We start from the raw sequence: 13438 nt of genomic DNA on the forward strand, positions 1-13438 counted from the left end.
GCGGCTGTCTACTCGCCCACGTAGGGCAGTAGAGCCATGAAGCGAGCCCGTTTAACCGCAGCGGTCACAGCGTGCTGGCTGACGGCAGTACATCCGCTCTTCCGCCGACCCATGATGCGACCTTGACGATTGACCATTTTGGACAGCAGATCAATGTCTTTGTAATCGACGTACATCGGCCGAGGACGATGACCATCGACGAAAATCGGGTCTTTCTTGCGAGTTCGGCTGCGGACGCGTGAGCGTTTGCGGGCACGGCTACGCGTGCTCATCGGACGTGGGGGCATGGTTTTCCTGTAAATGGAAGGCGAATGGTCTATATCGGTCGGCTATTGGGAACGAAAATCTCCAGCCGACTCGCCGAAGGGCCGCACAGTGTGACGATCTCAGCACAGTTTTGCAATGCGTGTTGCTCACAATCTCGCGGGAAAGTGCTAGGCAGTGCCCTCGCCAGCAGGTCGATACGCCGGCATTCTAGACCCCACTCGTACCAGCGGGAACTCGCCGGCAGGCCCCCCGGATCTCGGAGCGTCGATTTACGCCGTCTGACTCGGTGCGACCGGACCCAATTTTGCCGTGCTCTGCCCACCACGGGATTACTGTCGGAAGGCTCGCCCTCGGCCGCTGGCGGAACGCCGCGACGAATCCCACAAGACACCGCGTCTGCCTAGCAGCCACATCATTTGAGGGAAACCGCGACGTGCTCAACGATGCCGTGGACGCGACCCGTCGTCCGAGAGACGTCCCCCGCTGCCTATGCCGTCTGCTGGGCGTGCTTTCCTTCAGCGAACTCCTCAACGGCTTTTTCGCAGAATGCCTTCAGGTCATCCGGTTTGCGGCTGGTCACCAGCCCCTCATCGACGACGCATGCCTGATCAACCCACTCGGCACCCGCATTGATGAGGTCTGTCTTCAGGCTGGGCCAGGATGTAACTTTCCGCCCTCGCACGACGTCAGCTTCAATGAGCGTCCACGGCCCATGGCAGATCGCAGCCACGGGTTTGTGCTGCTTAAAAAAGTCACGGACGAAGCTCACCGAATCCTCGCACATCCGGAGAGAATCGGGATTGGCCACACCGCCCGGCAGAACCAGCCCATCAAAATCCTCAGCCGATACCGAGCCGACCAGTTCATCCACCTTGAACTGGTCGGCCTTTTCGTCGTGATTCATGCCTTGGATCAGGCCGGACTTCGGAGACACCAGCACGACTGCCGCTCCTGCAGCTTTGATCTCGTTCCACGGTTGCGTCAATTCGATCTGCTCAAACCCGTCAGTCGCCAAGAACGCGATACGTTTACCATTGAGTGTGTGACTCATCTTGAAATCTCCTGTGATTCATACGGACACTGACGACAACCGTAGGACGGTGCCGTCTTAACAACGGATACCAGATGCAAGCACCATGCCGAATTGAGATTCCTCAACGATCGTCACGGTAGGCGCTCTGGGAGCCTAAGCCGTCTCGGCGATCGGCTGGTCTTCTTGTACCGGCTCACTCTCCTCTTGCACGCCGCGCGGTTCTTCTCCCAAAACCACCGCGACCGCGTAGGTGGCTTCAAAACTCGAGAAGACTTTACGCTGCACAATCAACAGGGGCACCGCGAGAAACACGCCGGGAAGTCCCCAAAGAAATCCCCAGAAGGCGACCGCAACCAACACCACGACAGGACCAACCTTCAAAGTCTTTCCGAGTACCGCTGGTGTGACAAACTGCCCTTCGACAGCAGTTGTCAACCAAAACGCGAATGCCGTCGCGGCGGCACGGTAGGTCGTATCGAAGGTACTTGCTGCTGCAAGAAAGACGATCGCAGTGCCCGCCAATGCTCCAACGTAGGGAACATAATTAAATAAAGTCGCCATCACTCCCCACAACACCGGCGTGGGCATGCCAATCAGCCACATCACCAACGTGACGACGACTCCCAAACCCACGTTGATACACGTGATCTGCGTTAAGTACGTACCAACACCTCGCTGGATCTCGCCAATCCTTTCCAGGACACCGTCACGGTCCACTCCGCTCGGCAATAAGGTGAGAATGCGGTTAAGCAGATCGTCTCCCGTCGACAGCATGAAGAACGTCAACACCGCGATGGCAGCCACGAATCCCAACCATCGACCCGTTTGATTTATCAGCGTCGACTCGTCGACCATTGAAGGCTTCTCGAGAGATACCTTCACCTCCTGCGGAGATTTATCAACCGCCGAGGTGGCAGACTCGATCGTACTATCAGCTCGATCGATTGTCGTCAGCGGCTTAGCGATCGATTGGATGTTCTCACGGACCCTCGCGAGGCTGCGGGGCGCAGCATCTATCCACCGCTGGGCTGGGGAATAGAGCAGACTGATGATCAACGCGAGTGTCGCGAAGAGCGTGAAGATCACCGTGCCGCTGGCCACGACCCGAGGCATACCGAATCGGCAGAGCCTCGTTTCGGTCGGCCGCAAAGTCAAATAGGCAATTGCTGCGATGACGATGGGAACCAGCAGGTCCGCAGCCACGAACATCACGCCCAGGCACAGAATCACAGCAATGGTGGTTACCATCGCCCTCAGCCAGCGATCAGTGACACCGCGTGACACAGGTTCCGCAGAACCGGGAGGATAACGATCAGAACCGGTGCTGTACGAATCGCCCGGGGGAGGAGGACAAATGATTGCCCGCGGCCCAGCGGGATGTGGCTCGTTCTCGCTCATCCAATTCCCTCACGTTGCGATTGACTGAGTTCGGATGGATCGCGTGCCCATCAAACTGCGCCCCCATAGGCTGGGCGAGCCGAAACCTGGATAGAGCCCAAAGACGCAAGCACAACGAAGATTTCTCTGCGCTGTGCATGCGAGAAAATCACATATCCGCCAATTATTAAATTAGTTTTACAGTGATTCTAAATCAGCAACCAAGATAACACGATCGCCGATCTTGACAGGGACTCCCTTAACGCTCACATGGTCGCCTTCCTTATACTTGTCTTTCTCTATGAGTGTGCCCATATCCACCGTCAAGCGTTTACCCTCGTCAGTTTTGAGTTTGGCAACGGTGTGTTCTTCGCCGCGTACATTGGCAACCTTCGTCGATTCGATTGTCCCGCTGTACTGACGACCTTCACGCTTAACGGGCACTTGCTTACCACGGGTCTCGATCGAAGTGGCCATCAACACCTGCTTGTCCCCTGCTTTGACAATCGGCCCCAATGCGGTAATCGGGTCGTCCTTGAAAAGCCCGTAAGTCCGGTCATCTCCCAAATCCACCCACATGGAGTCACCCTCTGCCGGTTTGACATGGAGCAATCGAACCAGCCCACCAACGCGCCTAACAAACTTAATGTCCGCAATCGTGCCAGAGAGTCGCACTCGCTTTCCGCTGAGGCCATTTACAGTGGTCTGAGCAACCTTGCTGCTGGGAAGATCATGCTTCGAATTACCCGTGAGTTCGCTGAACTTATACCCATCGTACAACCCATCACCGTCACTGTCGTTATAGGCCGCATGACTATCGCTGAGCCCATCTCCGTCGGTATCGTGATAGCGAGAAAATGACTCATATCGTCCATCCCCATCCTGGTCAGCATACCTCCCGTATCCATCATCCCAATCCTCTCCATAGAAGTCTCCTGCTTCCATAACCTCGACATCATTATCGCTGTCCGAGCTTGTTTGTTTGTCATAGAAATCAAATTTCTCGTCATCCCAGCGACCAATTGCCTCGTCGGTCGGATTGTAGTCGTTTCCGTCAAACCATTCCGAGACATCGTACCAAGCATCGTCTTCATAACGTGGCCCGGCATCGGCAGGTTCATCGGCACGAACGGGCGTTGCTATCGATGAGAGTGCAAAGAGAGGTGCTACGGCAAAAGCCATTTTTACATTTCGATACATGGTTCATCTCCTCAGTGGGGTGAAAGAAATTCGCTTAGTAGGCCAAACTATTCGCGGGCCTGTCTACGTGAGTAGGGGGCCGCAAATGCCATTCCATAAGTTGCAGTGGCGTGCCCGATAGAAACTGCCTTCTTCCAAAACTGCCGTGACTTCTCGCCGGCACCGCGTCCTGGAGATATCCTCAGGCGATCAAGTTTGCTTCGCCATCTACCGTCGCATCGTTGGCTGTAGCCCGCATGACCTCACTTTGCTCCGAACTGAGATCACCCTCGCCGACGCTGGTATCTGACTCCCCGATCACCGCGGCGGGCTGACGAGCCGGCGGCCGCTCAGGCTGAATTTCCAGAGAGCGATCGTGGTGCTGCTCGTCGGCCGATTCGACCATTCGCACAGGCACGCCCTGCGGAAAGACTAATTCGCGTGCTTCGTCGGGCATGGTGATCTTCGCCTTTGTCAACTCTTGTTTGGTGAGACGAATCACACTACTACTGACCTTCAACGGTGAGTGCTTTGTCTGATCAAACCAATAGAAGACTCGCATATTGACGGTAGCGGCGCCCAGTGACTGCACAATCGCGAGCGGCGCGGGGTCCTCCACTATGGCTACATGCTCACACAGCACCCTCATGATGATCTCCTGAGCCTCCGTCGCTGAATCATCGAAACCAATACCAACCGCAAAATCCTGTCGACTGAGAGGTGTCGCCGTGTAGTTGGTAATTTTTCCTTTGTAGACAGTGCTGTTAGGCATTTGGATTTGATTGCCTTCGAGCGTGTTCAGCACAGTGCCTCGCGTCGTGACTTTCCTGACATATCCCTTCTCACCTTCGACTTCAATCAGATCTCCCACGCGAAAAGGATGGTTTAGCGAAATGAGGATGCTCGCTAAATAATTCTCCGCGATGTCGCGAAACGCGAATCCCAGAGCCAACCCAATCAAACCCGTCCCACCAAGCAACGTGACCGCCAGTCGCGTCAGCCCCGATACCCGCAATGCGATGTACAGCCCGACAATGAACACCAGCACAGCAACAACGTTGCCAGCAACCTGACGGAGCAGACCACTCTCAATGCGGCGATGGGCGAACCAGCGAACGAACCATGCACTTGCGATGGCGACGTAATACGACAACACCACGACCACGATCGCGATTAGGATCAACGGCAGGATGCTGGTGAATTCCCGCCCCAATTGTTTAAGCGATACGATCGCGGGGGCAAAATTCCAAAGCGGCAATTCCTCCACTTGGATGCGATTAACCACCGCCACCACGTCGGAGGTGCGCATCGCCGTCGCCTCCGCCCACTGCTGATGCTTGATTGAGTCAGCTTCGCCGGAGAGGAACGCGACACCGCGATCGACTCGCACCTGAGGCGATTTGAACCACCCTGTCGCTTGCAGGATATTGGTGAGACGATGCTCGATTTTCGTGTCGCTGTTAACGGGATCGACTTGCACCGCGTCCGCAACGACCACTGACTTTCCGTCGGCCTGAGCATCGCTGGTCACCGCAGCGGCGACGTCGTCCGCCGTCGGACTCTGATCTTGGGCCAGTATTAGTGACGGCGTGATGAACAACCACAGAAGTGCAAGAATCGGATACATGGAGCCGTCTCTGCCGCAACTGCTGTGCCACGAACCGCGACTGCTGTGCGACGCTGCATCCATGACCATGAATTCTGACCTGGGAACGCCCATCATGAGCCGATATCGTCCAAGCCCGATTCGGGAGGCCCATATAAGCGGCTTCCATCGGCAGCGAACCGCCCGCCATGAACAGGGCAGTCCCAAGTTTGCTCCAGCGGATTCCAGCGGACGACGCCGCCCATGTGAGTGCAAATGGGATCAAGTCGATGAAGACAGCCTTCGCGATCACGGCAGACTGCCATTTGGACGCCATCGCACGTCCCGACAGCCCCTTCGCCGGGTGCCAATGAATCAGCATCGACCTGGTTCTTGGGCAATACGCGCTCGGCATAGTTGGCCGCGGTAGTCACCCCTTCACTGACGACATCCCCTAACGAAGATAGGCTCACGCGACTCGGGCAGAGCACGTCAGCAAGTTCAACGTCATTGCCGCTGATCAAATCTGCGATGACCCAGCCTGCCGCTGTGCCGAGGGTAAGACCGACGCCACTCAGGCCAGTCGCGATCCACACGTTCTCCATTCCCGGAGCGCGGCCAATGAAGGGCAGCCCATCGGTCGGTTCAAACAACTCGGCGCTCCACTGGGACACGATCTCTTCAACGTCAAAACGATCCTGCAGCCACTTCCGCAGTGCCGCCATTGCCGCCAATTCATCACCCGCACCCGTCCGATGATCACAACCGCCGGCTAAAATCGTCATGCCGTCGTTGGTCGCCCGTCGGACATAAAAGTAGGGTTCACTGTCGTCCCAAAACAACGCATCAGGCAACGACTCTTTGATCCGTGCGGCGATCACATAGGATTGGTAGGCGGGAGTTTGTAGATAGAGCTGCTGTGCACTCGTGTCGTTGCAATGCACCGCGCAAACGACGTCGCCAAACGTTACTTTGCCGGTCACTCGCTCCGCTCCCACCGTACACGTGCTGGTCGTCTCCAGCTCTGCTGGATGCTTCTCAACCGGCCCACTCACCATGGTGTTCTCATAAATCACGCCGCCCGCGGCCTCCACCGCATCCGCCAGTTCATGAAGATACTGCTGGATGTCGATCCGCGCCATGTTCGCAATGGCGTACCCGCAAACCGCTGACGCGATTGGCACCGAGTCGCACCACTGAACATCCAACCCAAGCTGACCAGCCGCCTGGGACGCATCCCGCAAGCGTTTCTCGTGTGCCGGATTTTCACTGTAGAAATACGCGGGAACACGCTGGAATGCGCATCCCGCGGTGGCGCGATGTTCGATGACATCGATTGCTCGCAACCGCATGCTGGTATATTTCGCGGCGTCCTCGATGCCGAGTCTTGAAATCAGTTTAACCGGCCCGATCTCGGGATGCGCGTCCAGGTGGGCGCTGCTACCGCCTGTCGTACCGGCCCCGATCGTCATGGCCTCACAGACAATGACACGTTTGCCACGCTCCAGCAGTTCTAACGCTGTACTGAGCCCGGTAATGCCGCCGCCCATAACCAACACGTCGGTGACCTGATCACCTTGGAGCGTTGGGCGCGACGAGCGCAAAGCGCGTCGTCGCAGCCAGTACGAATCATGAATTGCCAGTGAGGTGACTTCACTGATATCCCGCTTCGCTACTTTTTTTTGGCGCTACCAGCGTCCATCGCCTCGCGATTAACCGTTTCCGCTACTTTGGAAAGCTTCTTATCGGCGGCCTCCTCCTCACCCATGTTCAGCTTGAGTTGTTCTGTCGCAGTCTTGTAGCCGAGCATCTCCGCCCACGTGCACAAGGTTCCATAGGTCGCGATTTCATAGTGCTCCACTTTCTGGCCGCACGCGATGATAACAGCATCCTTCACGGCAGGCTCGGCGTCCGTTTTGAGCATCTCGCTCGCTTCCTCAATCAGCCCCTTCATCGCCTCACATGACTTGGCGCGGGCTGCCTTTCCAGTGTCCTCGAACGCCTGCTCGACGCGGTCAACCTGTTTCTCGGTCTCTTTCAAGTGATCCTCCAAGGCCTTCTTCAAATCGGCATTGGTGGCATGCTTAATCATTTTCGGCAGTGCTTTGGTTAATTGCTTTTCGGCACTGTAGACATCGCGAAGCTCATCATAAAACGCATCGGCAAGGGAATCGAGAGACATGTTGAGAGTCCAGTTTGAGTTTAGTAACAGTTTCAGTGAATCCAGGCTAAGACGCCGTCTCATCCTCAACGGTCATCTAGCACGACATGTACCTCCAAGCAAGACGTGTACCAAACCATCAAAACGCACACCTAAAAGGTCAGCCATCATCTTGTCACAGCAAACTGGTTCTATTCGCATATCCTGCGTTCCCGATCTTCGGGAGACTTCGACCGACAAATGGCCTCCTGCAAGACAGGCAGTCGTTGCTCGGGACGACTTCATAGGTGGATGCAACAATTCTTCTTGGCCGCTCCACGCTAAGTCTGCTTCCATTACCCGCGTCAGTTTACCGCCTGCGCAAGAAGGCTCCCGCAGCAAATGATCGATTCACGATCAACAACTGAGGTGCCACGCATCATTGGACAACTCAAAATCAATCGATCTACAGGTACGTTGCAGATGCCCGTGCTTCCGGACTCTGGAAATGCGGCTCCACCGAACGGACCAACGATGAGAGACCAATGATCATTAAAACAGTTCGAACACTAACCAGATTGGCCCACGAATTGCATCTGGTTTTATTCAGGCTGCCCATGGTTCCTGAAGACTTCAGAAATTACGGCAACTCGGACCGTGGCCAAGAAGACTTGGCTATCTCCAGAACGAATTCACTCTACTTTTGATCAAGGATACGAAGATGGCCAATACAACCAACAAACCCGCATGGCAAACCGATGAAGAGATGAGCACCTGGGAACGTGTCAAGAAAGCGTTTGCCAATGACTGGGAGCAGACCAAGGCTGATTTTGGTTCAGACGAAGCCCGCGACATGGATCAAGACGTTGACGACACCATCAAACAGATGGCTGGCAGCGACGATGCCTTCGAGAATCGAGAACAAGCGTTCCGGTTTGGATATGCCGCCCAGCGCCGGTATCATTCAGATTACCCCACCTGGAATGACGACCTGGATGAACGATTGAGAGCAGATTACGGGGGCGACTACGCCCGCGATCGTCGATACATCCAGCACGCGTACGAATACCAGCATGTGGACTGAGAAAGGTTGGGAGGGAGCGAACAGTTTTTGTTCGCTCATCCGAATTGTTGAAAAGCCAATAGATGTCATCGGTCGCGAGAACAACAGCCTGACCTGTTGCAATGCAGAAGTGTCCACGTTGCTCTCGCGCAGCGTCCGTCGCCGCTCACCTGACCACGGTTTATGCTAGATAAATGGATCACCACTGATACACGCGACCTAGCCATGGTGCTGCTATCAGCAGTGGTAACTTACGTAGCAATCCTAGTTTTCACACGGCTGGCGGGACTGCGAAGCTTTTCGAAGATGTCTGCCGCCGATTTTGCGATGACGGTCGCGGTGGGGTCGCTTTTCGCGTCAACAGTGTCCTCCGCAAATCCAACGCTGCTGCTTGGATTGTTCGCCCTGGCATGTCTCTATCTCGGGCAATGGTCGCTGGCGTTTCTTCGCAGGCGAGTCCGCTGGTTCAGCCGAATGGTGGATAACGAACCTCTTTTACTGATGGCAGGTGGGAGGTTCATCGAAGAGAACTTGCGAAAAGCAAACGTGACTCGCTCCGATATATTCGCCAAACTACGGGAGGCGAACGCTATCAATTACGACCAGGTGCTCGCAGTGATCTTTGAAACAACCGGTGACATTTCGGTTTTGCATTCAACCGAAACCGATGCACAGGTGGAGCCAGATTTCATGCAGGATGTCGTCGGGTTCGAACACCTCAAAACGCGGCCGTTGACTGCTTCAACGGACCTTGGACCAGAATCATAAGATGCAGTCGCCTGCGTCAGGCGTCTTTACCTCGTCTCGTTTTGAATTTGGCAATGCTGTCGGTGAGCCACTTCAGCAGCACCAAGACGATGGTGGCGAACAGCGTCAATGCCACTCCCAAACCGACGCGATCGACCGCGATCGCGACACCGATGCCAGCGGTGAGATAAATTGTTGCGGCAGTCGTTAGGCCTTCGACGCCCTCATGTTTTTGACGCACGATGGTTCCCGCACCGAGAAAGCTGATCCCGACTACAATCGCTTGCAGGGTGCGAATGGGATCCGGACTGAGCATGGCGTCGGGAAATCCCTCTTGAAACTGATCAACAATCTCTTGGCTCAAAATCATCAACAAGGCCGAGCCCGCGCAAACAAAAATGTGCGTACGAACTCCCGCAGGCTTGTCAGCGACTTCTCTTTCGAGGCCCAACACGCCTCCACAAACTGCGGCGATAGCAATCGTAATAAAATCAGAAACGTCGTGAGGGGAAAACATATTCAAGCAGCCACGCTGTACTCAGAGGAAAGAATAGAGGTTATCGCAAATTCGTTTAATCAATAACGCCAGCCTGTTGACGCCACGACCGCGGAGGCCGCGATGCGTCATTGGGAATGATGGCGATCATCAGCAAGAACAATCCCACGACGATGTGGTTTTGATGAATCGGCGGCGGAGGGGCGATTGCGAACCTTCCCCACAGTATCAAGCCGATACTCACCAATACGATTAATAAATGAGCGTGTCGAGTGGGATGCCAATACGACAACCCTGACAGTGTCCAAACCACCAAGGCAATACCGAGATCAGCCCACAGGAGTGTTAAGTTGGATTGCACATCGAACACAAATGGACTAACGGCCAACCAAACCGCAGTCATGATTTCGACAATTCTTCCCCACATTACTTCACCTCTCGCGACAAGAGCTTTTCAGCAGCGGCGTCGAGCTGCTCATTTTGAAGTCCCCAAAACGCCTGCCAAAGCAAACCCTTGTCTTGATGCTCAGTCCACACGATTTTAAGGTAAGTCAGCGACACCCGAACTTCGTCCCAAGCCCAGTAGACCAGCAGCAGCGATAGCGACGCGGTGACCAAGCACAGGAAGCACCACGATCCGACCACAAAGGCTTGGCATAGCACTAATACGACACTAACAATTCCCAGCGGGATCACGTCGATGCCGAACAGAATGACTAACCAAGGGCGGTATTGCCATCGCCGTGTCGATCCCGCGAACCCAAGAATAGCGTCGCCCAGGTACGCAAGTACCCCCAGTGACGCGTCATGAATCCCGAGAATGCTGTACATGGTTTTCGCGGTATCTGATTTCAACACCTTCGCACTTCCGTCCCCAAATACAGGGTCGAAAACACTGTCAATCAACCCCCATTGATAGAGTGACAGATGCACTGAAATTCCCGCGGCGACAAACGCCACGAGGCAGATTGGAATTCGCTGACTCCACGCCGACGGGTTATAGTCGTAGGGAGGCACCGCTGGATCGGACTCGCGTGCGAGTGTTACGTTATCTGACATCTATTTCAGCCCGTTTTTGCGGTACCACACCTCGGGTTGCGACTTGAGCAGGTCCGTCATCTTAGGGATCGTCGACCTGAGACTGTGTCGCGGCTCCCAACCCAGGAGCTGCTTGGCGCGCGAGATATCCAACGCATAGTGATCATCTGCCATGCTGACCATGAAGGGTTTAATAAAGGCGTCGCCGCCTTGAACTAGGTCGGTGACGGCAGCACCTATCTTTGCCAACGACGGCGGGACATACAGCGTCGTCCACTCCTTACCCCACAGTTGCTCGCCAATCAGGTCCTGCAGGGACCGGTAAGAGAGCGGGTCCTCCTCACCGATCAGGATCGCCGTCTTGGGCGCAATCGAATGCCGACGCTCAACCGTCCGGACGATGGCGTCGACGGCATCGTCGAGATGCACAGCGGATTGGCCCGCGTCCGTGTCACCAGGGAAAAAGTGCCCCTGAAAGTCTTTCTCATAAATGCGTTTGAATTGCTGCACGATGGTCGGTTGGCGACCATAATCCGTGTACACCCCCGCAATACGCAGGAAGACGCTCCGCACATCAGGATGGCCGTCGCGAATCAGTCTTTCGGTCTCGATCTTGCTGCGGGGATATGGCCACTTCGCTTCCTGCGGATCATCTTCGGCAATATGATCGCCAATCTCGCAGGGGGCGTGAACCAGCATGGTGCTGGTAAATACAAACTGTTCACAGTCAAAGTCTTCCAGCTCGTTGAGCAAGCGATCTGTTCCGTTGACGGTGACTGCTTCGTACAGGTCACTGTCCTCTCCAGAAAAGTCATAGTAAGCCGCCAAATGAACGACGCTGGCGAGTTGATTGCCGGCCACCTCTCGTACCTTTTCCATTGCCGCTCGCACCGAGACTGAATCCGTCATGTCGCACTCAATGTCTCGCACGTAGCGATGCTGTTTCGGCGGCTCAGGCATGCCCACACGATCAAACCCGAAGACTTGATAGCCCGCATCAGCGAGCTGTTGGCTCACGGCGTTACCGAGCAATCCGGAGCTGCCGGTCACGATGACAGCGGGTCGGTCGTTATTCATTGCGATCCCATTGATGAAAGTTTTTGGGCAGGACCGTCCCCTGGTGGGTCGGTTCATCGGGTTGTGATCAGCAATGCAATTGGCATGCCGATCGCCTCTGCCTGGCGCGGGAGGTGCACGTCCAGAACCGGGCAGGGCAGCCTCACGAACCGGTGAAAGTACGTGTCCACCACCACCCACTCTACTGGCACTGTCCTGGCGCGACTTTGACGCCTTTGCAGGCCATGCCGGTTTTTTCGATTTCTTAGCGGGAATCGGTTATCACACCTGCCCGGCCACGCCGATGAATGCAGTAACGCTACTTTCAACACGCGCAAGACTCCTGACACTCGGAACCCAGCCATGCGGATTGACACTCATCGCTTCGGCACGCTCGAACTGAACGCCGATCAATTGTTCGTCTTCCCACAGGGCCTCGTCGGAATGGAGTCGCTGCACCAATGGGCGCTCATTCCCGACCCCGACAATGAATCGGTGGCCTGGCTCCAGTCTGCGGCGAAAGGAGATCGGGCGTTGGCCGTGGTCAGCCCACGAGCCTTCTTTCCCGACTACCGCGTCCACGTGGGCCGTCGCGATCTGGCAGGTTTGCATATGGGCAGCGGCGCGGAAGTCTACATCATGACGACCGTTGCCGGCCATGTTGGGAAGCTGACGACGAACCTGCGAGCTCCGCTATTAATTAATCTGGATCGCCGACTGGGATGCCAAGTCATCACCAACGACGACCGGCCTCTTCGTCAACCGCTACCAACCTTGCTCAAATCATGTGGTGCGCCTTTGCCGGTTTCGCAGGTCCGCGCCGCCTAAGACGCTGCGAGCTTCCTCGCGGACGCACGATCTGTCCCCACGAGAGAGCAAGGGGTTCTCCGGGTAGGCTCCGTGTCGCTACATACGCGCGGATCAGCAAATTCACGTAAATATGCAGACAGTTGAATCTCCGCAGCATCGCTGGAAGTTAAAAAAGCTAACACCTAGTACCGGCACGACCGGTAAGTGCGGACCTTCCAGGCAGAACATGGACAAAAGGGAGCAGGGGAGACGATCAATCTTGTAACGAGGCGGTGGCAATCAGTTTTGCCGCCAGTTTGACCTCGTTGGATTGTTGCGATGGAATGCAGATCACGGCAAGGATTGCCGAACCGAACGCATCAAGATTCCAACCAATTTGGTCCCATAGATTCTCCCCCTAGAAATAGCAAACCGAGGACATCATGCTCGTCCTTTCCAGACACCGCGACGAAAGCATCATGATTGGTGATGACGTGGTTGTGACCATCGTTGACATTCGTGGCGACAAGGTTCGCCTCGGTATCGAGGCGCCTCAGGCGATCCCGGTGCACCGTCAGGAGGTCTACGACGCCATCCAGCGTGAGAACCGCCGAGCTTCGCAAACCGGAGCCGGCGCGACGAAGGACGTCCGTCCGCCGAAGTCTTGA

Annotated in this window: 15 protein-coding genes; 4 read left to right on the top strand and 11 right to left on the bottom strand. The window is 55.6% G+C overall.

The features are described 5' to 3' along the window. Positions 1-8: 8 nt before the first annotated feature. From rpsR to Poly21_RS18890, 7 genes are all read right to left on the bottom strand, one after another. A complete protein-coding gene (rpsR, locus tag Poly21_RS18860) occupies positions 9-287 on the bottom strand; it encodes a 30S ribosomal protein S18 (protein ID WP_246113082.1) in 279 nt (92 codons plus the stop codon). A 467-nt stretch (positions 288-754) separates the two neighbouring features. Continuing rightward, positions 755-1318, bottom strand: a complete 564-nt coding sequence (locus Poly21_RS18865) for a type 1 glutamine amidotransferase domain-containing protein (RefSeq protein ID WP_146408393.1) — start codon at positions 1316-1318, stop codon at positions 755-757. A 135-nt stretch (positions 1319-1453) separates the two neighbouring features. Further along, complete coding sequence (locus Poly21_RS18870; RefSeq protein ID WP_302119586.1) at positions 1454-2548, bottom strand: AI-2E family transporter; 1095 nt, start codon at positions 2546-2548, stop codon at positions 1454-1456. Between the two features lie 327 nt (positions 2549-2875). Then, on the bottom strand, positions 2876-3859 hold the full coding sequence (locus Poly21_RS18875; protein ID WP_302119588.1) for a hypothetical protein: 984 nt from the start codon (positions 3857-3859) through the stop codon (positions 2876-2878). Between the two features lie 199 nt (positions 3860-4058). Further along, positions 4059-5483, bottom strand: coding sequence for a mechanosensitive ion channel domain-containing protein (locus Poly21_RS18880; RefSeq protein WP_146408396.1), 1425 nt, complete (start codon positions 5481-5483; stop codon positions 4059-4061). A 92-nt stretch (positions 5484-5575) separates the two neighbouring features. Further along, positions 5576-7045, bottom strand: a complete 1470-nt coding sequence (locus tag Poly21_RS18885; RefSeq protein ID WP_302119590.1) for an FAD-dependent oxidoreductase — start codon at positions 7043-7045, stop codon at positions 5576-5578. A gap of 68 nt (positions 7046-7113) precedes the next feature. Beyond that, positions 7114-7623: a YciE/YciF ferroxidase family protein gene (locus tag Poly21_RS18890; protein WP_146408398.1), complete on the bottom strand. Its 510-nt coding sequence runs from the start codon at positions 7621-7623 to the stop codon at positions 7114-7116. Between the two features lie 679 nt (positions 7624-8302). On the opposite strand from Poly21_RS18890, the gene Poly21_RS18895 reads away from it, so the two are divergent. Both Poly21_RS18895 and Poly21_RS18900 read left to right on the top strand, forming a co-directional pair. Next, complete coding sequence (locus Poly21_RS18895) at positions 8303-8665, top strand: hypothetical protein (protein ID WP_146408399.1); 363 nt, start codon at positions 8303-8305, stop codon at positions 8663-8665. Between the two features lie 162 nt (positions 8666-8827). Continuing rightward, positions 8828-9412: a DUF421 domain-containing protein gene (locus Poly21_RS18900; protein ID WP_146408400.1), complete on the top strand. Its 585-nt coding sequence runs from the start codon at positions 8828-8830 to the stop codon at positions 9410-9412. Positions 9413-9428: 16 nt separating this feature from the next. Here the strand turns inward: Poly21_RS18900 and Poly21_RS18905 are convergent, their stop codons facing one another. Genes Poly21_RS18905 through Poly21_RS18920 form a run of 4 tightly spaced genes read right to left on the bottom strand, consistent with a single transcriptional unit; the run spans position 9429 to position 12002 of the window. Further along, a complete protein-coding gene (locus Poly21_RS18905; RefSeq protein WP_146408401.1) occupies positions 9429-9908 on the bottom strand; it encodes an MgtC/SapB family protein in 480 nt (159 codons plus the stop codon). Between the two features lie 55 nt (positions 9909-9963). After that, entirely contained in the window at positions 9964-10314 is a 351-nt protein-coding gene (locus tag Poly21_RS18910; protein WP_146408402.1) for a hypothetical protein, read from the bottom strand. Further along, positions 10314-10946 (bottom strand): vitamin K epoxide reductase family protein, encoded by a 633-nt coding sequence (locus Poly21_RS18915; protein WP_146408403.1) that lies wholly within the window; start codon positions 10944-10946, stop codon positions 10314-10316. Before Poly21_RS18915 ends, Poly21_RS18910 begins: the two co-directional genes overlap by 1 nt. Continuing rightward, complete coding sequence (locus tag Poly21_RS18920; RefSeq protein WP_146408404.1) at positions 10947-12002, bottom strand: NAD-dependent epimerase/dehydratase family protein; 1056 nt, start codon at positions 12000-12002, stop codon at positions 10947-10949. It abuts the gene before it with no gap. A gap of 342 nt (positions 12003-12344) precedes the next feature. Here Poly21_RS18920 and fliW point away from each other — a divergent pair, with 342 nt between their 5' ends. Both fliW and csrA read left to right on the top strand, forming a co-directional pair. Next, positions 12345-12809 (top strand): flagellar assembly protein FliW, encoded by a 465-nt coding sequence (gene fliW / locus Poly21_RS18925; RefSeq protein WP_146408405.1) that lies wholly within the window; start codon positions 12345-12347, stop codon positions 12807-12809. Positions 12810-13213: 404 nt separating this feature from the next. After that, positions 13214-13438, top strand: a complete 225-nt coding sequence (gene csrA, locus Poly21_RS18930) for a carbon storage regulator CsrA (protein WP_146392584.1) — start codon at positions 13214-13216, stop codon at positions 13436-13438.

Source organism: Allorhodopirellula heiligendammensis (genome assembly GCF_007860105.1).
GTDB classification, from domain to species: Bacteria; Planctomycetota; Planctomycetia; order Pirellulales; family Pirellulaceae; genus Rhodopirellula; species Rhodopirellula heiligendammensis.

What these genes read in the sequence shown, in the direction of transcription:
- Poly21_RS18875 (WP_302119588.1), bottom strand. Translation starts at nt 3,859, where the DNA reads ATGGCTTTTGCCGTAGCACCTCTCTTTGCACTCTCATCGATAGCAACG.
- Poly21_RS18865 (WP_146408393.1), bottom strand. Translation starts at nt 1,318, where the DNA reads ATGAGTCACACACTCAATGGTAAACGTATCGCGTTCTTGGCGACTGAC.
- Poly21_RS18880 (WP_146408396.1), bottom strand. Translation starts at nt 5,483, where the DNA reads ATGTATCCGATTCTTGCACTTCTGTGGTTGTTCATCACGCCGTCACTA.
- Poly21_RS18870 (WP_302119586.1), bottom strand. Translation starts at nt 2,548, where the DNA reads ATGGTAACCACCATTGCTGTGATTCTGTGCCTGGGCGTGATGTTCGTG.
- Poly21_RS18895 (WP_146408399.1), top strand. Translation starts at nt 8,303, where the DNA reads ATGGCCAATACAACCAACAAACCCGCATGGCAAACCGATGAAGAGATG.
- Poly21_RS18900 (WP_146408400.1), top strand. Translation starts at nt 8,828, where the DNA reads ATGCTAGATAAATGGATCACCACTGATACACGCGACCTAGCCATGGTG.
- Poly21_RS18915 (WP_146408403.1), bottom strand. Translation starts at nt 10,946, where the DNA reads ATGTCAGATAACGTAACACTCGCACGCGAGTCCGATCCAGCGGTGCCT.
- Poly21_RS18920 (WP_146408404.1), bottom strand. Translation starts at nt 12,002, where the DNA reads ATGAATAACGACCGACCCGCTGTCATCGTGACCGGCAGCTCCGGATTG.
- rpsR (WP_246113082.1), bottom strand. Translation starts at nt 287, where the DNA reads ATGCCCCCACGTCCGATGAGCACGCGTAGCCGTGCCCGCAAACGCTCA.
- Poly21_RS18910 (WP_146408402.1), bottom strand. Translation starts at nt 10,314, where the DNA reads ATGTGGGGAAGAATTGTCGAAATCATGACTGCGGTTTGGTTGGCCGTT.
- Poly21_RS18890 (WP_146408398.1), bottom strand. Translation starts at nt 7,623, where the DNA reads ATGTCTCTCGATTCCCTTGCCGATGCGTTTTATGATGAGCTTCGCGAT.
- csrA (WP_146392584.1), top strand. Translation starts at nt 13,214, where the DNA reads ATGCTCGTCCTTTCCAGACACCGCGACGAAAGCATCATGATTGGTGAT.
- fliW (WP_146408405.1), top strand. Translation starts at nt 12,345, where the DNA reads ATGCGGATTGACACTCATCGCTTCGGCACGCTCGAACTGAACGCCGAT.
- Poly21_RS18905 (WP_146408401.1), bottom strand. Translation starts at nt 9,908, where the DNA reads ATGTTTTCCCCTCACGACGTTTCTGATTTTATTACGATTGCTATCGCC.